The sequence below is a fragment of the Pseudomonas sp. GB2N2 genome (assembly GCF_054897705.1).
The window spans coordinates 415770-436284 of record NZ_CM142701.1; the positions used below are offsets into that span (position 1 = coordinate 415770).

General features: G+C 61.6%; 21 protein-coding genes and 2 pseudogenes. 9 read left to right on the top strand and 14 right to left on the bottom strand.

Going from position 1 to position 20515, the window contains the following annotated elements:
- Positions 1-25: 25 nt before the first annotated feature.
- Positions 26-838, top strand: coding sequence for an alpha/beta fold hydrolase (locus tag ACYZT4_RS01955; RefSeq protein WP_461984825.1), 813 nt, complete (start codon positions 26-28; stop codon positions 836-838).
- A 51-nt stretch (positions 839-889) separates the two neighbouring features.
- On the opposite strand, the gene dsbG is transcribed toward ACYZT4_RS01955, so the two are convergent.
- From dsbG to dsbD, 3 genes are read right to left on the bottom strand one after another with little or no spacing between them, the layout of a single operon-like run.
- Complete coding sequence (gene dsbG, locus ACYZT4_RS01960) at positions 890-1660, bottom strand: thiol:disulfide interchange protein DsbG (RefSeq protein ID WP_461984826.1); 771 nt, start codon at positions 1658-1660, stop codon at positions 890-892.
- A complete protein-coding gene (locus ACYZT4_RS01965; protein ID WP_461984827.1) occupies positions 1636-2502 on the bottom strand; it encodes a TlpA family protein disulfide reductase in 867 nt (288 codons plus the stop codon). The genes dsbG and ACYZT4_RS01965 overlap by 25 nt, the downstream gene beginning before the upstream one ends.
- Entirely contained in the window at positions 2502-4238 is a 1737-nt protein-coding gene (dsbD, locus tag ACYZT4_RS01970) for a protein-disulfide reductase DsbD (protein WP_461984829.1), read from the bottom strand. Before dsbD ends, ACYZT4_RS01965 begins: the two co-directional genes overlap by 1 nt.
- A 153-nt stretch (positions 4239-4391) precedes the next feature.
- Here dsbD and ACYZT4_RS01975 point away from each other — a divergent pair, with 153 nt between their 5' ends.
- From ACYZT4_RS01975 to ACYZT4_RS01995, 5 genes are all read left to right on the top strand, one after another.
- Positions 4392-5075 carry a response regulator gene (locus ACYZT4_RS01975; protein WP_461984832.1) on the top strand — a complete coding sequence of 228 codons (684 nt, stop codon included), beginning with the start codon at positions 4392-4394 and terminating at the stop codon, positions 5073-5075.
- Positions 5072-6397, top strand: coding sequence for an ATP-binding protein (locus tag ACYZT4_RS01980; protein ID WP_461984833.1), 1326 nt, complete (start codon positions 5072-5074; stop codon positions 6395-6397). The genes ACYZT4_RS01975 and ACYZT4_RS01980 overlap by 4 nt, the downstream gene beginning before the upstream one ends.
- 214 nt (positions 6398-6611) lie before the next feature.
- Complete coding sequence (locus ACYZT4_RS01985; RefSeq protein ID WP_461984835.1) at positions 6612-7133, top strand: GNAT family N-acetyltransferase; 522 nt, start codon at positions 6612-6614, stop codon at positions 7131-7133.
- Between the two features lie 41 nt (positions 7134-7174).
- Positions 7175-8587 (top strand): diaminobutyrate--2-oxoglutarate transaminase, encoded by a 1413-nt coding sequence (locus tag ACYZT4_RS01990; RefSeq protein WP_461984836.1) that lies wholly within the window; start codon positions 7175-7177, stop codon positions 8585-8587.
- Positions 8588-8669: 82 nt separating this feature from the next.
- The gene (locus ACYZT4_RS01995) at positions 8670-8894 is read left to right on the top strand and encodes an MbtH family protein (protein WP_461984838.1); all 225 of its coding nucleotides are present in this window, start codon (positions 8670-8672) and stop codon (positions 8892-8894) included.
- Between the two features lie 202 nt (positions 8895-9096).
- Here ACYZT4_RS01995 and ACYZT4_RS02000 read toward each other — a convergent pair whose 3' ends face one another.
- The 10 genes and pseudogenes from ACYZT4_RS02000 to ACYZT4_RS02045 form a co-directional block, all read right to left on the bottom strand.
- Complete coding sequence (locus ACYZT4_RS02000) at positions 9097-9999, bottom strand: metal ABC transporter substrate-binding protein (protein ID WP_461984840.1); 903 nt, start codon at positions 9997-9999, stop codon at positions 9097-9099.
- The gene (locus ACYZT4_RS02005) at positions 10000-10899 is read right to left on the bottom strand and encodes a metal ABC transporter permease (protein WP_461984842.1); all 900 of its coding nucleotides are present in this window, start codon (positions 10897-10899) and stop codon (positions 10000-10002) included.
- Positions 10896-11634: pseudogene (locus tag ACYZT4_RS02010) on the bottom strand (metal ABC transporter ATP-binding protein); the annotation flags it as partial. The gene ACYZT4_RS02005 and the pseudogene ACYZT4_RS02010, both read right to left, overlap by 4 nt.
- 97 nt (positions 11635-11731) lie before the next feature.
- On the bottom strand, positions 11732-12661 hold the full coding sequence (locus tag ACYZT4_RS02015; RefSeq protein ID WP_461984844.1) for a metal ABC transporter substrate-binding protein: 930 nt from the start codon (positions 12659-12661) through the stop codon (positions 11732-11734).
- Between the two features lie 34 nt (positions 12662-12695).
- Positions 12696-13268: a DUF6162 family protein gene (locus ACYZT4_RS02020; RefSeq protein WP_461984846.1), complete on the bottom strand. Its 573-nt coding sequence runs from the start codon at positions 13266-13268 to the stop codon at positions 12696-12698.
- The gene (locus tag ACYZT4_RS02025) at positions 13265-13594 is read right to left on the bottom strand and encodes a hypothetical protein (RefSeq protein ID WP_461984848.1); all 330 of its coding nucleotides are present in this window, start codon (positions 13592-13594) and stop codon (positions 13265-13267) included. The genes ACYZT4_RS02020 and ACYZT4_RS02025 overlap by 4 nt, the downstream gene beginning before the upstream one ends.
- Positions 13591-14133 carry a thiamine pyrophosphate-binding protein gene (locus tag ACYZT4_RS02030; RefSeq protein WP_461984849.1) on the bottom strand — a complete coding sequence of 181 codons (543 nt, stop codon included), beginning with the start codon at positions 14131-14133 and terminating at the stop codon, positions 13591-13593. The genes ACYZT4_RS02025 and ACYZT4_RS02030 overlap by 4 nt, the downstream gene beginning before the upstream one ends.
- A complete protein-coding gene (locus ACYZT4_RS02035; protein ID WP_461984851.1) occupies positions 14130-15332 on the bottom strand; it encodes a PepSY-associated TM helix domain-containing protein in 1203 nt (400 codons plus the stop codon). The genes ACYZT4_RS02030 and ACYZT4_RS02035 overlap by 4 nt, the downstream gene beginning before the upstream one ends.
- Positions 15333-15582: 250 nt before the next feature.
- A pseudogene (locus ACYZT4_RS02040) lies at positions 15583-15762 on the bottom strand (alpha/beta fold hydrolase); the annotation flags it as partial.
- Between the two features lie 12 nt (positions 15763-15774).
- Positions 15775-16233, bottom strand: coding sequence for a VOC family protein (locus ACYZT4_RS02045; protein WP_461984852.1), 459 nt, complete (start codon positions 16231-16233; stop codon positions 15775-15777).
- Positions 16234-16501: 268 nt separating this feature from the next.
- Here ACYZT4_RS02045 and ACYZT4_RS02050 point away from each other — a divergent pair, with 268 nt between their 5' ends.
- From ACYZT4_RS02050 to ACYZT4_RS02060, 3 genes are all read left to right on the top strand, one after another.
- Positions 16502-17716 (top strand): SfnB family sulfur acquisition oxidoreductase, encoded by a 1215-nt coding sequence (locus tag ACYZT4_RS02050; protein WP_461984854.1) that lies wholly within the window; start codon positions 16502-16504, stop codon positions 17714-17716.
- Positions 17717-17718: 2 nt separating this feature from the next.
- Positions 17719-18384, top strand: a complete 666-nt coding sequence (locus ACYZT4_RS02055; protein ID WP_461984856.1) for a methionine ABC transporter permease — start codon at positions 17719-17721, stop codon at positions 18382-18384.
- Positions 18385-18468: 84 nt separating this feature from the next.
- Positions 18469-19239, top strand: coding sequence for a MetQ/NlpA family ABC transporter substrate-binding protein (locus ACYZT4_RS02060; protein WP_461984858.1), 771 nt, complete (start codon positions 18469-18471; stop codon positions 19237-19239).
- Between the two features lie 151 nt (positions 19240-19390).
- Here the strand turns inward: ACYZT4_RS02060 and ACYZT4_RS02065 are convergent, their stop codons facing one another.
- Positions 19391-20494, bottom strand: a complete 1104-nt coding sequence (locus ACYZT4_RS02065; protein WP_461984860.1) for a sigma-54 interaction domain-containing protein — start codon at positions 20492-20494, stop codon at positions 19391-19393.
- Positions 20495-20515: the final 21 nt, after the last annotated feature.

Sequence of the window (20515 nt, forward strand, 5' to 3'; positions counted from 1 at the left end):
CCCTTTTCGCCAGAGGAACCAGCCAATGCCATTCCTTACAATTGACGGACAAAAACTTCACTACATCGATCAAGGCACAGGCCCCGCCGTGCTGCTGGCCGGCAGTTACCTGTGGGATCACGCCCAGTGGCTGCCGCAGATTCTTGTCCTGTCGCAACATTATCGGGTGATCGCTCCGGACCTCTGGGGTCACGGTCAATCCGGACCTTTACCCCAAGGCACTACGTCGCTGGATGACATCGCGCGTCAGCAGTTGATGTTGCTCAATCATCTGGACATCGACCGGGTCACGCTGGTGGGGCTGTCGGTCGGGGGAATGTGGGGCGCACGCCTGGCGGTGTTGGCACCGCAGCGAATCAACGGTCTGGTGCTGATGGACACTTACCTCGGCCGCGAGCCGGAGCCGACCCGTGATTATTACTTCTCGCTGCTGAAACAGATCGAAGACGCCGGCGAGATAACGCCACAGTTGCTGGATATCGTGGTGCCGATTTTTTTCCGTCCCGGTATCGATCGAGAGTCGGCGCTGTATCAGGGTTTTCGTGCTTCGCTGGCGGCTCTGCCTGCGGATCGTTTGCGCCAGAGCATCGTGCCGATGGGCCGGATTACCTTTGGACGGGACGATCTGATGTCGCGACTGGGCGAGTTGAATGCGCGTACCACACTGGTGGTGTGTGGCGATCAGGACATCCCAAGGCCACCGTCGGAAACGAAGGAGATGGCAGCGCTGATCGGCTGCCCGCATGTGCTGGTGCCGGAGGCGGGGCATATCTCCAATCTGGAGAATCCGGCGTTTGTGACCGAAGTATTGTTGGCGTTTTTGGCCGAAAGAAATTAGTTGGTCTTGCTGGCGCCATCGCTGGCTTGCCAGCGATGGCGCCAGTAAAAACTACTTCGGTCCCAGGATCTTCAGCAATTTGTCCGGCGAAGGCGCGCCCTGCTGCTGTTGCAACTCACCCTTGTCATCCATGTAGAAAATCGCCGGAGTCGCCTGCAATTCCAGCTCTTCCATCAACTGCATGTTTGCCGCCAGTTTCGCCTGGATCGCCGGCGGTACGTCTTTCAGCGCCTTGAGCGTGCTGGCCTTGCCGGCGCCTTCGTGATCCTGCAGGGCTTTTTGCGGATCTTTGGCCGCCAGCAAAGCAGCGGATTTGCCCGGGCTGTCTTCGCGAATGATGCCGACCATAATGTGCCGCAACTGCACCTTGCCGGATTTCACCCAGGGCCGCGCCTGTTCCCAGAACATGTTGCAGTAAGGGCAGTTCGGGTCGCTGAACAGATACACCACACGCGGCGCGTCCTTGTTGCCGTCACCGATCCAGTTGCTGGCTTCCATCTTGCTCCAGACTTCCTTGGACATCGGCGCGTACACCAGTTTCTGCAAAGGCGCGCTGCTCAGGTCATTGCCTTCGGCGTCGTACAAATTGCCCAGCAGCACATGCTTGCCATCCGGCGTCAGGTATAGCGCCATGCCGCGGTTCTGATATTGCGCGGCATAACCGCGAAGGCCGTCGGGCGCATCGAACTGACCGACGATTTTCGCGCCCTTGGCTTCGATCTTCTTGATCGCTTCGGGCAGTTCTTCGGCAGCCTGTACCGACGGCAGGTGCAGCAGGGCGGCGCCCAGGGTTAGCGTCAGCAGGTGGCGGAGGCGGGGCATGGCAATTTCCTTGACGAGGTGGAAGGTGTGGCGGGATTCGGGGTGTCGAAGTATTCCAGGGCGTGCGCCAGGCTGGCTTCCGACAACTCGCCCAGATGGCTGCCCAACAAACGACCGTCGGGGCTATAGAACAGCGTAGTCGGCAACGCCATGGAACCCACGGCCTGGCCCAGACGGCCACTGCCGTCGAACAGCACGTTGGACAGGCTCAGGCCCTGGGTTTCGAGGAAGGTGCTGACGCTTTGCATGCTTTCTGCCTGATTGACGAACAGGAACGTCAAGTCCGGCCGGTGTTGCTGGGCGTTTTCCAGTACCGGCATTTCCCGTCGGCACGGTGGACACCAGGTGGCCCAGAGATTGATCACCAATGGGCCACCTTTGTAGTCCGCCAGTTGCACGGTTTCGCCGGCGGCATTGCGCAGGGCAATGTCCGGCAGGCGCGTGCCCTGTTCGTAAATCGTCAGGGAGAACGTCGCCAGCAACCAGAACGCCAGGCCACTGCCCACGCCAAAGCCCAGCGGACGGCGCAAGCCCGAACGTCGCCAGCCGCGATACAGCGCGGCGAGCAGCAGCACGATTACCCCGGGCAATGCGAGGAAACCACCGTCGCGCAGGTCGATGATTTGCCACGGATCATTGCGATAGTGCGACCAGTAGAGCGCCACGAAACTGATCCGCGCCGCCAGCATGCCGATCAGGAACAGGCTGAACAACACCGATTCGGGATTCTCGCCACCGCGCTTGGCCGCTCGCCAGCCAACAAACGTCGCCAGCGCCAAGGCACTGATCAGCAGCAGGTGGTTGAGCGCGATGGCAAAGGTGCCGAGGGTGAAGGTCAGCATTAACGGGCGTCTCGGGTGGTGGTCCAGCGTTGCAGGAAGGTGTCGGCATCGACCTCGCCGGTGATGCGCTGGCTGCGACGTTCTTCACCGTCGGCGCCGATCCACAGGAAACTCGGCGGCCCCGGCACTTTATAACGGCCTAGCAGTTCGCGGCTGGCGGCATTGTCGGCGGTGACGTCCAGCCGTAGCAAGCGCACGTCGTTCAAGGCGTCGAGCACACGGGGTTGGCCGAACACCTGTTTTTCCATGACCTTGCACGACACGCACCAGTCGGCGTAGTAGTCCAGCAACACCCACTGATCTTGAGCCTTCGCCGCATCGAGTTCGCGTTGCAATGCGCCAGGGTCCTTGATCGTGGTGAACGCGTCGTGGCCAACCGTGCGTGTGACATTGCCCGCATTCGCAGCGCTGTAGACCTGCAGCGGTTTGACCAGACTATCGCTGCCGCCCGCCGCCCCAACCATCAACAGACCGCCCCACACGCCGAGCAACAACGAGCTGGCGCCGAACAGATGCGCGACGCGTCCAAAACCCTGCGACTGTTTCCAGGCGCTGTAGGCAGCAATCAGCAGTAAGGCGCCACACAAACCAACCCACAGCGATTGATCCAGCACTGGACGCAACATCAGCAACGCCGTGGCGAGGAACAGGAAACCGAATACGCCCTTGAGCAGGTTCATCCAGGCGCCGGGTTTGGGCAGGAAACGATTGCCGACCGTCACCAGCAACAGCAACGGCACACCGATCCCGATGCCCATGGCGAACAGGATCAACCCGCCGTGCAGCGCATTGCCACTTTGCGCGATATAGAGCAGGGCGCCCGCCAGCGGCGCGGTCATGCATGGACCGACCAGCAAGCCGGACAAGGCGCCCAGCGCTCCGGCACCGATCAGGCTGCCACCGCGCTGGTTGCGCGACACGTTTTCCAGCCGATCACGCACTGCCACCGGCAGTTGCAACTCGAAGAACCCGAACATCGGCAACGCCAGCAGCACAAACACCGCCGCAAAACTGCCCAGCAACCATGGGTTTTGCAGCAACGCCTGTAAATTGGCCCCAAGCAATGCGGCGACAACGCCCATCGCTGCATACACCAGCGCCATGCTCACGACGTAGCTGGTGGCCAACGCGAAGCCGCGTTTGGGCGTGGCACCACTGCCCACAATCAAACCGGCCAGAATCGGCAGCATGGGCAATGAGCAAGGGGTGAAAGCCAACAGCAGACCCAAACCGAAGAACACCAGCAGACTCCAGCCCAGCGCCCGTTGTTGCAGGCCGCTGGCCAGCGCTTGATCCGGTGCTTCGTTCGTCGCGGAAACAGGGGCGTTGCCGCCTAGATCCACCACTTGGGTTTGCGGTGGATAACACAGGCCAGCATCGGCACAGCCCTGGAAACCGACTTTGATCTGGCCGGTCGCGCCGGCCGGAATCTTCAGTTCCAGACCCTGGCGATAAACCGGTTGTTCACCGAAGAATTCATCGCTGTGGGACTCACCCTCGGGCAGTATAGGAAGCTGATCAGCAGGCAAGCCATCGAATTTCAGGCGTTTCTGATAAAGGTAATAACCGTCGGTGATCTGCCAGTAGAGCTGTGTTTCACCCGATTCGAGGCGTTCGGAAGTGAAGATGAACGCCTTTTCCACTGGCAGGAATTCAGGTTTGGTATCAAACGGGTTGGTCCCTGCCTGGGCGAAACCCGAGATCAAGAGAACAAAAAACAAAAACAGACGACGCATGGGTAAGCCTTATCCCTGTGCAGGTGAGGTGCACAGTGGCGGGCCGCGATTAACCGATGATTAACCCTGATGGCCTTGTGGCCAAGGTGGTTGCGGCATAATGTCGGCTTAATCGGCCACCGGCCTAATCTTTTTTTTTCAGCAGGGTTAACCATGCACGTACTGGTTTGCGAAGACGACGAGCTGATCGCCAGCGGTATCGTCGCGGGGTTGACTGCTCAAGGCTTGACAGTGGAGCACGTCAATACCGCTTCAAAGGCCCGGGCGATGCTCAAGGTCGCTGAGTTCGACGTCATGGTGCTCGATCTTGGCCTGCCCGACGAAGACGGATTGAAGCTCTTGCAGCAACTGCGCCACAGCGGCCTGGAAATTCCGGTGCTGATCCTCACCGCCCGGGACTCGGTGACCGATCGTGTCGATGGTTTGCAGGCCGGGGCCGATGATTACCTGCTCAAACCGTTCGATCTGCGCGAACTTGCTGCGCGCCTGCATACGCTGTTGCGGCGGGTGGCGGGACGCAGTGTCAACCTGATCGAACACGGCCGTCTGACCTACGACCCAAGCAGCCGCGAAACCCTGCTTGGCGGCCAGTCGGTGGACCTTTCCCGTCGCGAACAGTCGCTGTTGCAGGCCTTGCTGCACAATCGTGGCCGGGTGTTGTCCACTGAGCAATTGAAAGACAGCGTCTACGGTTTCAACGACGAACTGGAAAGTAACGCCCTCAATGTGCATATCCATCACCTGCGGCGCAAACTCGGCAACGGCATTGTCGAGACCGTGCGCGGCCTGGGCTATCGGCTGGGGCCTGCGGATGGCGGTGAGGAATTGAAGAAGTGATGAGCCTGCGTTTGCGCCTGAGCCTGACCCTGGGTGCCGCGTTTGCGTTGATCTGGGCGCTGGCGGCGGCCTGGATGCTCAGCGACCTGCGCAACCAGATGATGTTCTCTCTTGACCAGCGGCTGGTGGCGTCGGCGCGCATGGTCGCCGGCCTGATGGAGCAATTGCCGGCATTGCCAACCAAGGGCGAGGGCACCCATTTCAGCGCCGAACAATTGAACATTCCGGGCGGCATGGCGTGCCAGGTCAGTTCGCTACGCGGTGAAATCCTCGCCCGCAGTCACACCGATCCGCAGCAAACCCTGGAAGCCGAGAAAATGGGTTTCCACGACCAGATGATCGACGGTGCGCCGTGGCGCAGCTTTACCCTGGCGCGTGGCGATTTGCGCATCACCACCGCTGATCGGCAGATCGAACGTGAAGCACTGAACATGTCGATCCTGCTGGCGGCCTCGGTGCCGGTCGGCGTCGCGCTGCTCGGTTGCCTGTGCCTGCTGTGGCTGGGGATCGGCCAGGGACTTGCGCCACTGAACCGCATGCGCGATGCCTTGATGCGCCGCAGCGCCGACTCGCTGGAGCCGTTGCAGATCCAGCCACTGCCCAGCGAACTGCAACCGTTGCTGGACACCCAGAATCAGCTGTTCCTGCGTATCGGCAAGACCATCGAGCGCGAACGTCGCCTCACCGGTGACGCCGCTCACGAATTGCGCAGCCCGCTGACGGCGATCAAGACCCACCTGCAAGTGGCGCGCATGACCGACGGCGCGGCGCGGGATCAATCCCTGGCCCGGGCCGAAGAGGGCGCCGACCGTTTGCATCGAACGCTTGAGCAGTTGCTGTTGCTGGCGCGGGTCGAGGGCAGTCTGTCGTTCGATGACGGCGTGCAATGCAGCGCCGAACAAGTGGCGAAATTGGCGATTCAGGACGCGGCCAGCGGTGATCGCCAACGCATCAGGTTCAAGGTGCCGGCGACGCTCTCTCTTGCGCCGGTGCAAATGCCCGCCGTGCTGTCGATTGCCGCACTGCGCAACTTGCTGGACAACGCCCTGCGCCATACGCCGAACGAGGGGCCAGTGGAATTGAGCCTGGAAACCACCGGCAACCGGGTGCAGTTCGTGGTGCGCGACCATGGCGCGGGCATTGCCGAGGACGATCTGCAACACCTGACCCAACGTTTCTGGCGCAACAGCCAGAGCACCGGCTGCGGGTTGGGACTGGCGATCGTTCAGGCGATCGTTCAGCGCTGCGGCTGCACGCTGCATTTCGACAGCCGGCCGGATGGGCTGCGGGTTGAACTGACGATGCCGCTGCAACCCATCTAACCCACACCACTATGCCCTCGCAGGAGCCTGCTTACTGGCGATGGCGTCCGTCCAGTCAGTAAATGTGCTGGCGGACTACCGCATCGCCGGCAAGCTGGCTGCTGCAAGGTTCGGTTGTGCACATCAAATGTAACTTCTCTCCATTGGCATTTCGCCGGCCTCCAGCGCTATCGTCCCCGGCAGCTTTTTCTCAATGGATTGAGGTCACAGCGCCATGGAAACACCCTTACGCATCTGCAAGGCAACCCCCGCTGACGCCGGCATCATCTGCCGGATCGTCGAGCGTTCGATCCGCGTCGGTTGCGCACTCGACCATCGCAATGACCCACTAACCGTCGCTGCCTGGACCCACAACAAGACCGTCGAGCACATCCACGCATGGCTGGGCGAACCACGGTTGTACTTGAACATGGCCCTGTTGCAGGGCAAACCGGTGGGTGTCGCGATGGCGGCGGCCAGCGGCAAGGTTGCGTTCTGTTATGTGCAGCCGGAGTGGTTTCGACGCGGCGCGGGGCTGGCGTTGGTCCACGACCTTGAGGGTTGGCTGATGGATAACGGGTTGGCGCAGGCCATGCTCAACAGCACCCGGACCAGCGAAGCCTTTTATCGTCATCTGGGCTATCAGCCCTGTGGCGAAACCTTCACCGTCGCCGGGCTCCACGCCATCCCGATGCACAAGACACTCACTCCACCTCCATGGAAAGCCGATCAAGGGTCTAAATCCTCGGCGCGCTGATGCGTTTCCAGAACAGGAAAACCTTATTGAGGGGTCGAGAGATGTCAGTCGCTACCAGCCTTATGGAAGATCAGTCGGCCCGGATCACTCCGGTGCCGGCCGAAACGCTGTATCAGTTCAACGAATCGCCTCTGCTGGCGCGCCAGAGCCGGCAGGAATCGAATGCCCGCAGCTATCCGCGACGCATTCCCCTGGCGCTTAAGCGGGCTAAAGGCATTTATGTCGAAGACGTCGAAGGCCGTAGCTTCATTGATTGCCTGGCCGGCGCCGGGACGTTGGCCCTGGGGCATAACCATCCGGTGGTGATTGAGGCGATCCAGCAAGTGCTGGCCGATGAATTGCCGCTGCACACGCTTGACCTGACCACCCCGGTCAAGGACCAGTTCGTCCAGGACCTGTTTGGCCTGTTGCCGCCGGCGCTCGCGGCTGAAGCGAAGATCCAGTTCTGCGGGCCGACCGGCACTGACGCGGTGGAAGCTGCGCTGAAACTGGTGCGCACCGCCACCGGGCGCAGCACCGTGTTGTCGTTTCAGGGCGGTTATCACGGCATGAGCCAGGGCGCGCTGAGCCTGATGGGCAGCCTCGGGCCGAAAAAGCCCTTGGGTGCCTTGCTCAGCAGCGGCGTGCAGTTCATGCCGTTTCCCTACGATTACCGTTGCCCGTTCGGCCTCGGTGGCGCGCAAGGCGTACAGGTCAACCTCAATTACCTGGAAAACCTGCTGCACGATCCCGAGGCCGGCGTGCAATTGCCGGCCGCAGTGATCGTCGAAGTCGTGCAGGGCGAGGGCGGGGTGATCCCGGCTGACCTCGACTGGTTGCGCGGCTTGCGGCGCATTACCGAGCAGGCGGGAGTGGCGCTGATCATCGACGAGATACAGAGCGGCTTTGCCCGCACCGGCAAGATGTTCGCCTTCGAGCACGCCGGGATTGTTCCGGATGTGGTGGTGATGTCCAAAGCCATTGGCGGCAGCCTGCCGCTGGCGGTGGTGGTTTACCGCGACTGGCTCGACACCTGGCTGCCGGGCGCCCATGCCGGGACTTTCCGCGGCAACCAGATGGCGATGGCCGCCGGCTCCGCGGTAATGCGTTATCTGGTCGAGCACAAGGTCTGCGAGCACGCAACGGCGATGGGGGATCGCTTGAGCGAACACCTGCGCATCCTGCAGCGGGACTTCCCGCAACTGGGCGATATACGAGGGCGCGGCCTGATGCTGGGCGTGGAGCTGGTGGATCCGACAGGCGCGCTGGATGCACAGGGTCACCCCCCGATTTTTGCTCGCCTGGCACCGTTGGTGCAGCGTGAGTGCCTCAAGCGCGGGTTGATTCTTGAACTCGGTGGCCGTCACGGCGGCGTGGTGCGTTTCCTGCCCCCACTGGTGATTACCGCGGCGGAAATCGACCGGGTCGCGGAGATTTTCGGTCGGGCGATGACGGCGGCCATCGCCAGTCTCTAAATTTCCCGGACCGCGGAACGTTCTTTCTTACATAACGGCTGCGCACACGGCGCAAACCACCTTACAGCGATGGAGAGACAGCATGACGTCAGTATTCGACCGCGAGGACATCCTCTTTCAGGTCGTGGTCAACCACGAAGAGCAGTACTCGATCTGGCCCGACTACAAAGCCGTGCCGGAAGGTTGGCGCACCGTGGGCAAGAGCGGCCTGAAAAAGGAATGCCTGGCTTACATCGAAGAGACCTGGACGGACATGCGCCCGTTGAGTCTGCGCAAGAAAATGGACGAGGCGGCTGTGGCTCACTGAGTGATGGCGCAAAAAAAGCCCGCTGGACCGAGACGGTCAGCGGGTTTTTTTTGGGTTTCGGAAATTGTCCGGCGAGCGCAGCACTTGTAGGAGCCCGGCTTGGCGAATCGTCGCACCGCGGCGATAGCGATTTCACCGACGCCCTCGCCGGCAAGCCGGGCTCCTACAGAGGATTCATGTCATGCCAATTGATTCGGCGGGATTACGCACCTTTTAACGCGGTGATCACCAGATCCACATTCCCCTGCAGCTCAGCCACCGGATCCGCCGCATCCACACTCAACACCACCAACCGGCTACCCGCCTCGGAAATCGCGGCTTTCAGCGCATCTGACGGCTGTCGATGGTGCAAGACCACCGCCACGTCATTGTCCTTCAGCGTCGCGCTCAATTGCTTCAGTGCTTCGGGCGTCCACTCGGCATCCGGCCGCGCATCGAGGCCGATCTGCTCCAGGTTGAGCCCGCCGATCAGGTAACCGAAATGATCGCTGAGGCTCATCACGCTCAGGTTGTCAGCACTGGCCAGACGCGTTTCGCTGTCGGCGCTGAACTTGAGCAAGCGCTGTTTTAGCGCTGCGAGGTTGGCTTCGATGGTCGGTTTGGCGTCGGGCGCAAGGCGCACCAGATCCGCCGCCATTACATCCGCCATGCGCCCCATGTTGTTGCTGGAAAACCACGGCTGACTGTTCAAACCGTCGACCTTGTTGTCCGGTTGCACGGCAATGCCGGGCAAAGCGCCGTCCACCGGGCGGGCCGCATCGACTTCGACGATGCGGATGTTGCTGCGCCGGGCGTTCGGGTACAGCGGATCATCCGGCCACACCGAACGCAGCCCGATCACCGCATCGGCGTCGGTCGCCAGTATCGCCAGCGCCGCCGCGCCACGTCCGGTGAAATACGCGGTTTGACGGCTGCCGGGCAGGTTCGCCGGCGCCGCACGTTCAAGGTTGACGCTGGTGCCCTTGAGTAATAATTCGCCCAGCCCGTAAGTGATCGGCAGCGACGCCAGCACGTGCAGCGGTTTGGTGCTCTCCGCCGCAAACGAAGGATTCGCCAGGCCGCACAGGGCGACGGCCAGGGCCAATTGACGCAGAGGAAATAACATTTATCCGAGGTTCCCTTTCAGGCTGGGGACGCCGCCGCGTGCGATCGCGGCGAGGGCGAAGGCGATTCCGGCCACCAGAATGATCGCGGCGCCGGACGGGATAGGCAGGTCGAAGACAATCGGCGCGAGAATTCCGCACAGCGTGCTCACTGTGGCAATCAGCACCGAGCACCAGAAAAAGCCTTTCAGTGATTGGCTGAGCAAGCGCGCCGCCGCCGCTGGAATCACCAACAGGGCGCCGACCAGGATCGCGCCGATGACTTTTACGGCCGCTACGGTGATCAGCGTCACCAGAATCACAAACAGGTAATCCAGGGTCTTCACCGCCACGCCGCGCACCGCCGCCAGTTGCGGGTTGAAACTGGCGAGCATGATGCGGTTGTACAGCGGCAAGGCCAGCGCCATCACCAGCGAACCGACAATCGCCAAGACCAGCAGGTCATTGCCGTTGACCGTCAACACCGAGCCGAACAGCACGTTCTCCAGAATGTGCACGTTGATCTTGCCCGCCAGAATCAGCAGCAGGCTCGCGCCCAGCGCCAGCGACACTGACAGAAACACGCCGATCAACGTGTCCGGCGCCAGGCCCGTGCGGTTGCGCAAGTAGTTGAGCAAAATGCCGAACAACAGGCAGTAACCGAAAAGGCTGCCAAACGGCCCGGTGTAGGGTTCGCCTAGCAAAATGCCAATGGCCACGCCGGTCAACGCCGCATGACCCACCGCTTCGGAGAAAAACGCGAAACGCTTGACCACCACCAGCGTCCCCAGACCGCCCAGCACCGGGCCGATCAGCAAACCGGCAAGCAACGCGTTGACCACGAATCCATAGGCCAGCGCTTCCGGCAGATAACCCGAAGACGCCCAACCCTGAACCATCAAACGAAAGGCTTCGTAACTCATGAAACAGCGCTCCGTGGATGGGTCGAAAACAGGGTGAGCAGGGTTTCGGGTGTGAGGGACTGCTTTGGCGTGTCATCGAACAACACCCGGCGATTGAGCCCGGTGACGCGATCCGCCAGTCGCCCGACCGCTCCCAGATCATGCTCGATCCACAACACGGTGATGCCGCTGCGGCGCCAGTCGCCGAGCAAGCGCTCGAACACCTGAATGCCCGCCTCATCGAGGGCCGACATCGGTTCATCGAGCACCAGCAACTGCGGTGCCGGAATCAGTCCCTGCGCCAGCAGCACACGCTGGCGCTCGCCACCGGACAATGCGCCCATGCGCCGCTTGCGTTTGTCCTGCAGGCCGACCCGTTCCAGCGCCTCGCCGATCGCTGCCGCGTAGTGTTTGCTCAGGCCGAGGAATGCCGGGCGCCGCTGACACATGGTGGCCATGAAATCGTCGACCGTCATCGGCAAGCCGCGGTCGAATTCCAGCGCTTGCGGCACGTAGCCGATGGTGCCCGCCTCGCCCGGCCATTGCAGGCTCAGGCGACCTTGATGCGGCATCTGCCCGAGCAGGGTCTTGATCAGCGAACTCTTGCCGCCACCGTTCGGACCGACCAGCGCATGCACGCTGCCGGGCTGGACCTGGAAGGTCACCTTGTCGAGAATCGTAGTGCGGCCGAGCGTCAGACCGACCTCCGCAAAATCCAGGGTTGGCCCCGCACTTTGTAGGCGCGAGCCTGCTCGCGAATGCGGTGTGTCATCCAACAATAATGTTGGCTGATCCACCGCTTTCGCGAGCAGGCTCACTCCTACAGGGGGTTCGCGGAGAGTTTGTTTCGCCGTCATGCGCCAGACTCCTGAATCGCCCGGACCACGGTATTGAGGTTGCCGGTCATTTCCTTCTCGTACTTGTCGGCGGTGTATTCGCCGTAGGAAATGTGCGACAGCGGGTACAGCTTCACGCCTGACTCACGCTGGATGGTCTCGACGTAGGTCGACGGGAAATCCATCTCCGAGAAGATCACTTTCACGTCCAGTTCGCGCAGTTGATCGATGGTCTTTTTCAGCTGACTCGGGCTCGGCTCGATGCCGTGTGCCGGCTCGACCACGGCGGTCACTTCCAGGCCGAATTCGCGCAGCAGGTAGTCGTACGCTGCATGAACCGTGGCCACTCGCAGTTCGGCGTTCGGCGCCTGAGTCAGCTTCGCCAGGGCGTCGGCGCGCATCTGCCGCAGGCGTTTACCGTAGGCGCGGGCGTTCTGGGTGTAGGTCTTGGCGTTGTCCGGGTCGAGCTTGCCCAGCTCCCGGGCAATGTTGTTGACCTGGGCAATCGAGGCGCTGATCGAGAGAAAGGTGTGCGGGTTGACCACTTTGCCGGCACCGCGCGCGGCGACCCCGGTGGCGGCCAGCAGCGGCACGTTTTCGTTGGCTTCGATCACCGGCACGTTCGGCGTTTCGCTGGCGGCGATCATGCGGTCAGCGAAGTCGTCATGCCCGACGCCGTTGAGCACGATCACGTCCAGCCCGCTGATGCGCTTGATGTCTTCGGCGCGGGGCTCGTAGGCGTGGGGGTTGAAGCCGGCGGGAATCAGCGGCACTACTTCGGCCTTGTCGCCGACGATGTTGGCCACGTAGCTGTAATAAGGGTGCAGGGTGATGCCGATGCGCAGGCGCTTGACTTCGTCGGCGCTGGCCAGTGGCGTCAGCAGCAAGGCGAGCAGGCCGAGCAGGCCGAGCAGCATCAGGCGCAAAAAAGAACGTTGAATAGGCATGGGAAAGCGGTCTTCTCTCGGGAAAGGCGAGGGTTCAGTGCCGATGCTGGCGGGTCACGCCGGCATCGAATTGCGCGACTATCTGCTGCCAGCCGGCGCTTTCCAGCGCGGCTTTCGTCAGGTCTGCCGGGGCCTTGAGGTCGGCGACGCGGTTGAGCCAGATATCCGGCGCGTCATCGTCAGCGGTCACGCGCATCAGAAACGAACCGGCCACGGTCGGTGCCTGGCTTTGGCCGAAGTAGGCCTTGGCGTCGAGCAATTGCCAGGCATGAGCGCCACGGCTGACGGAACTGGCGTCCTGGGCGAACGGCGCAAAACCTTCGTCGGCGAGGGCGGCGGGTGTCGGCAGGGTCTGTTGTTCCTGACGCAGCAGGTGAACCTCGTCCAGCGTCACCCGCAGGTCGGCATAGATGCCTTGCTCGGAGGGGCTCAGGTCGCGGCGGGCATCCAGTTGATGGCGGTTGACGCGGGTGGTTTCCGGGGACTCATGGCGCCAGGCGACTACCGAACCGGCGACCGCCAAAATCATCAGGCACAACAGCAGCACGTACAGGGTTTCATGGCCGGCACCGGCCGGGCGGACGACGTGGGTCGTTGGCGTAGTCATGGCGCCTGGATGTCCGCTTGATCGATCTCGACCACGTGGCCGGGACCGGCGTCGAACAGCACGTAGAACTCGGCGCCAGGCTTCTTGAAGGTCACTTTGGAGTCGGCGCCGAGCTTGCCCGGGACGAGGATGGTTTCGTCGTAACCGATGACGTCGAGGGTCACGCCCGGCGCGCCGCTGCCATCGGAAAACCCACCGGTGCACTGGATCTGTTCGGCGTCGAGGGCCTTGCACTCGCACATCGGGTTGTGGGCCAGGGCACTGGTGCTGAAGCCGGTGCACAGCACCAGCAACACCGCGTGAAGAGGGCGAATCGCGGTGATCATGGTTTGCCTCCTTGTTTGTTCAGCCACTCGAGGGTAGTGGGGGATGCCTGGTTCAGCGGGATCGAAGCTTGATGCATGGCGCCGTCCCAGCCTTCCATGGTTATCCACAGCTCGGCGTCGGCCTTGGTTTTTTCCGGGATCGGCAACACCGCGCTCATGCGGTAGGGCGTGCCGAAGAAAATCACCCCGGCAGCGCGCAGGCTGCGGGGCTTGCCGATACGCAGGTAAGTGGCCTTGACCTGCTCGCGGCAGCTGTCGCACAGCGCCGCGTTGAAGCTTTTCATGTAGCCGGCCGGGCCCTCGGGCCGTGGCGCTTCGTTGCGAAATTCCGCCAGGCGCAGGCTCCACGGCCCGACCTGCACGTCACCGATTTCCCGCTCACCGAGACCCGTGTCGCCGCGAAACAACGCCGCTTCAGTGAAATATTTGGGCATGAACCCCAGCGGTATCAGCAACAGCAGCACGTTGATGTGGAAGCGCCATTTGTGCCAGAAGCGGCTCAGTCCGGAACCGGGTTTTTCGGCGGTGAACAGGCTCATTGGCTGACCTCCGTGGCGTCGCGGCTCGTGGCATGAGCCGTCTGTTCAGCACGAGGGCGTTTGTGGCTGCGCTTCAAGGCGTTGGCCGTGGCCAGCGCGGTACGCTTGGTCCAGATCAGCAGGCCGCTGAGCACCATCATGCTCAGGAGCAGGCCGAAGAAGAACCAGATCAGCTTGATCCAGAGACCGCCGAAATCACCGGTGTGCAGTGGCCGCATCGATTCGGTGACCAGCTCCAGGCCCGAGCGGTCCGACAGCAGGCGGGTTACGGCGACGTCGCCGGTGTACGGGTTGATCTCGGCGGTCTGGTAGATCAGCGGATACCCGCTGCGACCGCCCACCGACAGGAAGCTGTAGGCGTTGGCGGGCAAACTCACGAAGCTGTCTTCGAGCCCGGGAATGCGTTGCTTGACCTGATTGATCGCCGCTTCCAGGGTGATCATCGGCGCCGGCGAACCATCGGCGGTGAGCGGCACGCTTTCACGCGCGACCACCGGGGCAATCGGGGCGGTGGAAATCGAAATCTGGTTATCGAACAGGAAGGCTTCGGCAAGGAACCAAGTGCTGGTGACGGAGATCACCGCGATGAACCAGATCGACCAGAGGCCGCTGAGCCGATGAAAATCGCCCCAGAAAATCCGCGCGCCATGCCGCAGGCGCAGGGTCGGGCGCAGAAAACCTTTCCAGAATTTCTTGTAGACCACCAGCCCGGTGACCAGCGACGCCAGCATCGGCAGGCTGAGGAACGACACCAGGTACCAGCCCCAGCTGTAGCCGTTGGTGAACGGCACCAGCCACCAACCATGCAGTGCGCGGGTAAATGCCTGGAAGTTGAATGGTGGCGCGGTACCCTGGATGATGCCGCTGTACGGGTTGACGTACACCGTGGCGGTGCGGCCGTCGGGGTAGGTCACGCGTACATCGAGGGCGAAGTGCGATTCGTCCGGGCGGCTGATGGTTTCGACCAGCGTGTCGGGTTCGGCCTTCTTCATCTCGCTGATGATCTGGTCGTAGCTCAACAGCGGCGCATCATCCGTGGGTTGGCTGGCGCGCATCTGCGGGTTGGCCAGCCAGACGATTTCCTGACTGATCACCGCCAGCGTGCCGGTGACACAGACGATCAGCACAAAAAACCAGATTGGCAGGGCCAGCCAGCTATGCACCAGAAACCAGAGTTTTGAACGGGATTTTTTCGACATGATTAAAGTCTTGTATCGATGATTGGGCCTTTGCTGCGGGCTTCCCAGCGTGAGGTCCATTAAAAGACGGTCGTGGCTTTTGCCTACACGAACCGACTGCATCTCTATAAGACGGATGAGCCATCGAAATCCCGAACCGGGATATGAAAGTAAATGTTTCCTGTTCCCATGAACGACCGCATGGCCGCTCCCACAGGGATCTCTGTTCAAGTACAACAGGACGGGGCCGTGGTCATCAAGACGACACACCGTGTGGGAATTTGGCCGGCGGTTCGCCGCTGTCGCCGTAGCCGCGCAGGTCCGCCGCGATCACGGTAACGTGCTCGGCCAGTTGTTCGGCGACTTCGTGCCAGATGACATGGGTCTGCGGGTGACCGTGCAGCAACAACAGGCCCGGCCCGCTGCCGCCGATGCGATGGGGCCATAACAAATACTGAAAAACTCAACCCTGCTGAAACATCGCCTGCGCTCGCTGCTCAATCTCCGCCTGGGTCAGGTCCTCCTTGCGCGTGGCCAGAAACCACAAATGCCCATACGGATCCTTCAAGGTCCCCGAGCGGTCGCCATAAAACTGATCCTTGACCTCAGACACCACCGAGCCGCCCGCCGCAATCGCCTGTTGATAAGACGTGTCCACATCGTTCACGTACAGGTGCAAGCCCACCGACGGCGAGTTGTCCGGATTGCTCAACGGCCCCTGATCGCACGGCGTGCCGAGCATGATCGGGCAATCGCCGATGCGCAGTTCGGCGTGGCCGATGCCGCCGTCGGGCATGGACAGGCGCATGACTTCGATGGCGCCAAAAGCTTTCTTGTAGAACTCGATGGCTTCAGCCGCTTTTTGAATGCCCAGGTACGGGGTGATGCTGTGATAACCCTCTGGAATGGGTTTGACGCTCATGATCGATCTCCCTGTTCTTGTTGTGAGTGGAAGGTGTTCCTACGTCGATTTCCGATCGGATAACTATAGGTCAGCCCGTTTCCGCCGACCGAGTGCCCGACGAGCAGCATCGCCACTGTTCAGCCATCAACAGTCAAGCAACAGATTGCTCGGGTTTCTTACTCAAAACCCGTTAAAAGTGCCATGAAGTGCTCGTAAACACGGGCTGAGACAGTCCGGCACAGAAGCTGCAATGTCCTCTGGCAAACACTGTTGCCGAGAGACACGTATGCCTGAATCTGCCGTTTACCCCATCAATCCGCCGGCCGCCCATCGGATCACCGACGAAGCCGAAGCCTTGCGTGTGGCCGAGCGCGTCGCCGCGGTTTTGCTGGAACAGGACGCCGAGCGCGACCGCAGCCGCCAAGTGCCTGCCGAGATCGTCGACCTGTACTCCAACAGCGGTTTGTGGGGCATCAGCGTGCCGAAGGAGTTTGGAGGCGCGCAGGTCTCCTACGCGGTGCTGGCGCAGGTCATCGCGATCATCTCGGCAGCCGATCCCTCCCTGGGGCAGATTCCGCAAAACCACTATTGCCTGCTGGAAGACATCCGACTGCAAGGCACCCCCGAGCAGCAGGCGCATTTCTTCGGCCTGGCGCTGCAAGGCCATCGCTACGCCAATGCGCTGTCGGAAACCGGCGGCAAGAACGTGCAGGATATTCAAGCGACCATCCGCCGTTTTGGTGACGGTCATGTGATCAACGGCCGTAAGGGCTATTGCACCGGTTCGCTGTACGCCCACTGGCTGGCGGTGCTGGCGCTGGATGAAGAACAGAAGGGCCAGTTGTCGTTCGTCGAACGCGGTACGCCGGGCCTGGTAATCGTCGATGACTGGGACAGCATCGGCCAGCGCACCACGTCCAGCGGCACGGTGCTGGCCGAAGACCTGCAAGTCGCGCCGTTCAATGTGTTCCCGACCTATCGCTCCTATGAAAGCCCGACCCTCGCCGGGCCGTTTGCGCAATTGACCACGGCCGCCATCGACGCCGGCATTGCCCGCGCGGCGCTGCGTGACACCATCGCCTTCGTGCAGCAATTCGCCCGGCCGTGGATCGATGCAGGGGTGGAAAAGGCCAGCGAAGATCCGCTGACCATCATTCAAGTCGGCGCTCTGGAGATTCGTCTGGAAGCCGCCGAAGCCCTGCTGGAACGCGCCGGTTGGGCGCTGGATGCGGCGCGTCCGGCACCCGATGAAGACAACGTTGCCCGAGCGTCCCTCGCGGTGGCCAAGGCCAAAGTGATGACCACCGAAATCGCCATCGAAGCCACCAACAAACTCTTCGAACTCGGCGGCACCCGCTCGACCCTGAAGAAGCACAACTTCGACCGCCACTGGCGCAACGCGCGGGTGCACACCTTGCATGATCCGGTGCGCTGGAAATACCACGTGGTCGGCAACTGGCTGCTCAACGGCGTCAAGCCGCCGCGTCACGATTGGTCGTGATCATGGCCGAGTTGTTCAAGAACATTTACTGGGCCGACATCGGCCAGGCTTGCCTCGAGACGTTGAGCATGCTCGGCGCCGCCCTCGGTTTCACTGTGCTGCTGGGATTGCCGCTGGGGGTGGTTCTGTTCCTCACCGGCAAGCGCCAATTGCATGAAGCGGTCGGCGTTTACCGGGTGCTGTCGGTGATCGTCAACATGCTGCGTTCGCTGCCGTTCATCATTTTGCTGATCGTGCTGATCCCCCTGACCACGCTGCTGGTCGGCACCTCGCTGGGCGTGCCGGGAACGATTCCGCCACTGGTAGTCGGCTGCACGCCGTTCTTCGCGCGGCTGGTGGAAACCGCCTTGCGCGAAGTCGATCGCGGTGTGGTGGAAGCCACCCAGGCCATGGGCGGCACCACGTGGCAAATCATCCGCCACACCTTGTTGCCCGAGGCGCGCGGCGGGTTGCTGGCAGCGGTCACGGTGACCGCCATCGTGCTGGTGGATTACACGGCGATGGCCGGTGTGATCGGCGGCGGCGGACTCGGCGACCTGGCGATCCGCTACGGCTATCAGCGATTCCAGACCGACGTGATGGTGGTCACCGTGGTGCTGTTGTTGATCTTGGTCCAGGCCCTGCAAATGACCGGCGACCGGCTGGTGGCGCGCTACAGCCGACGATAAACATTCGATTCCTGCTTTTTCACAACCAACACTCAGGCCCACGAACACCCCACGACGGCCACTTAATCTGCCTAGGAGCACACCATGAAAAAGAGCCTGGCCATTCTGGCTGCCCTTGTATCGCTGAGCGTTCACGCCAACGAAAAAATCACTGTCGGTGCCACCCCGGTGCCGCACGCGGAGATCCTCGAGTTCATCAAACCAACCCTGGCCAAGGAAGGCGTGGACCTGGACATCAAGGTCTTCACCGACTTCATCCAGCCTAACCAGCAACTGGCGCTGAAGAACCTCGACGCCAACTACTACCAGTACCGGCCATTCCTCGATGACTACAACAAAACGCGCCACACCGACCTGGTGCCAGTCGTCGGCGTGCACATCGAACCGTTCGGGGCTTACTCGACCAAAATCAAAAACATCTCCGAGCTCAAAGACGGGGCGACAGTGTCGATCCCCAACGACCCGGTGAACACTGGTCGCGCGCTGGTGCTGCTGCACGAAGCCGGGCTGATCAAGCTCAAGGACCCTAGCAATACTCTGGCCACTCAGCGCGACATCGCCGAGAACCCGAAACACCTGAAAATTCGTGAACTGGAAGGCGCGTTGCTGGCGCGGTCTGTGAGCCAGGTTGACCTGGCGTTTGTCTTCGCCAACTACGCGCTGGAAGCTGGGATCGACACCAACAGTGCGTTGATCGTCGAGAAGGGCAAGAGCCTGTACATCGAATTCCTCGTGGCTCGCCCGGATAACATCAACGACCCGGGTATTCAGAAACTGGCCAAGGCGTTGAACTCCGATGAAGTCCGGCAGTTCATTCTGACCCGCTACAAAGGGCAGATCGCTCCAGGGTTCTAAGCTTTATCGTCTGACAGTCCGCTTTCGCGAGCAGGCTCGCTCCTACAGGAGGATGCATTCCAATGTGGGCGTGAGCCTGCTCGCGATGGCCGCGCCGCTATTGCGGATCAGCCGATGAGTCCCACAGCTGCGCCCCCAGCCCTTGATCCCCTTAAATCGACAATTGCATCAAACGCTCGCCCTGCAGGTTTTCCGTAGGGCGGCGCTTATTCACCGCCAGTTCGCCAATCTTGATCAGGCGTGTACGGGTCACGTTGCGGCTCAGGCCGAGCAATGCCGCGGTGTGCACCTGGTTGTAATGGCTGAAACGGTAGGCCGCGCGCAGCAACGCGTCCTCTACTTTTTCGTGCAGCGCGCCGGCCTGCTCTTCGAAGAGTTTTTGAAAGGCCCGGTCCAGCAAGGCTTCCGGTGAATCGTCGACGTTGCCGTGGTAATCGTCCTGACGCTCGATGCGCATGTTCGACAGGCGCAGGTCTTCGCGTTCGATCACGCCGTTACGGCAGATCAACAAGGTGTGGTGAATGACGTTTTCCAGTTCGCGGATGTTGCCCGGCCAACTGTAGCCGCGCAGTTTCAGTTCGGCTTCTTTGCTGATAGTGACGGTGCCGTAGCCCAGGCGATGGCTGTAGGCTTCGACGAAGTGGCGGGTCAGCGGCAAAATGTCGCCGGGACGATCGCGCAGCGGGCTCAGTTCCAGGCTGACGACGTCGAGGCGGTAATACAGGTCCTCGCGGAAATGCCCGGCGTTGATGGCTTTTTCCAGCTGCACATTGGTGGCCGCCAGCACGCGCACATTGATCGGGATGCTCTTGCGCGAGCCCAGTCGCACCACTTCGCGTTCCTGCAACACACGCAGCAACTTGACCTGAATCGCCATCGGCAGATCACCGATTTCATCGAGGAACAACGTGCCGCCATCGGCCTCTTCGAACCAGCCGGCCTTGGCGCTCAAGGCCCCGGTGAACGCACCTTTTTCGTGGCCGAACAGTTCGGCCTCGACCAGGGATTCGGAGAACGCACCGCAGTTCACGGCTACGAACGGCCGGTTGCGTCGGGCGCTGAGGTTGTGAATATGCCGCGCCACCAACTCTTTGCCAGTGCCGGTTTCACCAATGATCAGCACACTGGCTTCACTCGGCGCGACTTGCTGGATGTGGGCGAGCAGGGCCTGGGATTTCGGGTCTTCGAACACCTGAGCGGTGGCGCGGATGGAAGTGGCCAATGCGGGCGAGGGCGGTAAGGTCAGTAGTTGCATGGGGCAGGCTCCCTGAGATGG

Coding starts and splice junctions, on each gene's coding strand:
- ACYZT4_RS02035 (WP_461984851.1), bottom strand. CDS start 15,332: ATGTCGAAAAAATCCCGTTCAAAACTCTGGTTTCTGGTGCATAGCTGG.
- ACYZT4_RS02060 (WP_461984858.1), top strand. CDS start 18,469: ATGAAAAAGAGCCTGGCCATTCTGGCTGCCCTTGTATCGCTGAGCGTT.
- ACYZT4_RS02065 (WP_461984860.1), bottom strand. CDS start 20,494: ATGCAACTACTGACCTTACCGCCCTCGCCCGCATTGGCCACTTCCATC.
- ACYZT4_RS01990 (WP_461984836.1), top strand. CDS start 7,175: ATGTCAGTCGCTACCAGCCTTATGGAAGATCAGTCGGCCCGGATCACT.
- ACYZT4_RS02050 (WP_461984854.1), top strand. CDS start 16,502: ATGCCTGAATCTGCCGTTTACCCCATCAATCCGCCGGCCGCCCATCGG.
- ACYZT4_RS02015 (WP_461984844.1), bottom strand. CDS start 12,661: ATGCCTATTCAACGTTCTTTTTTGCGCCTGATGCTGCTCGGCCTGCTC.
- ACYZT4_RS01995 (WP_461984838.1), top strand. CDS start 8,670: ATGACGTCAGTATTCGACCGCGAGGACATCCTCTTTCAGGTCGTGGTC.
- ACYZT4_RS02005 (WP_461984842.1), bottom strand. CDS start 10,899: ATGAGTTACGAAGCCTTTCGTTTGATGGTTCAGGGTTGGGCGTCTTCG.
- ACYZT4_RS02025 (WP_461984848.1), bottom strand. CDS start 13,594: ATGATCACCGCGATTCGCCCTCTTCACGCGGTGTTGCTGGTGCTGTGC.
- ACYZT4_RS02020 (WP_461984846.1), bottom strand. CDS start 13,268: ATGACTACGCCAACGACCCACGTCGTCCGCCCGGCCGGTGCCGGCCAT.
- ACYZT4_RS01975 (WP_461984832.1), top strand. CDS start 4,392: ATGCACGTACTGGTTTGCGAAGACGACGAGCTGATCGCCAGCGGTATC.
- ACYZT4_RS02045 (WP_461984852.1), bottom strand. CDS start 16,233: ATGAGCGTCAAACCCATTCCAGAGGGTTATCACAGCATCACCCCGTAC.
- ACYZT4_RS02055 (WP_461984856.1), top strand. CDS start 17,719: ATGGCCGAGTTGTTCAAGAACATTTACTGGGCCGACATCGGCCAGGCT.
- ACYZT4_RS01965 (WP_461984827.1), bottom strand. CDS start 2,502: ATGCTGACCTTCACCCTCGGCACCTTTGCCATCGCGCTCAACCACCTG.
- ACYZT4_RS02000 (WP_461984840.1), bottom strand. CDS start 9,999: ATGTTATTTCCTCTGCGTCAATTGGCCCTGGCCGTCGCCCTGTGCGGC.
- dsbD (WP_461984829.1), bottom strand. CDS start 4,238: ATGCGTCGTCTGTTTTTGTTTTTTGTTCTCTTGATCTCGGGTTTCGCC.
- ACYZT4_RS01985 (WP_461984835.1), top strand. CDS start 6,612: ATGGAAACACCCTTACGCATCTGCAAGGCAACCCCCGCTGACGCCGGC.
- dsbG (WP_461984826.1), bottom strand. CDS start 1,660: ATGCCCCGCCTCCGCCACCTGCTGACGCTAACCCTGGGCGCCGCCCTG.
- ACYZT4_RS02030 (WP_461984849.1), bottom strand. CDS start 14,133: ATGAGCCTGTTCACCGCCGAAAAACCCGGTTCCGGACTGAGCCGCTTC.
- ACYZT4_RS01955 (WP_461984825.1), top strand. CDS start 26: ATGCCATTCCTTACAATTGACGGACAAAAACTTCACTACATCGATCAA.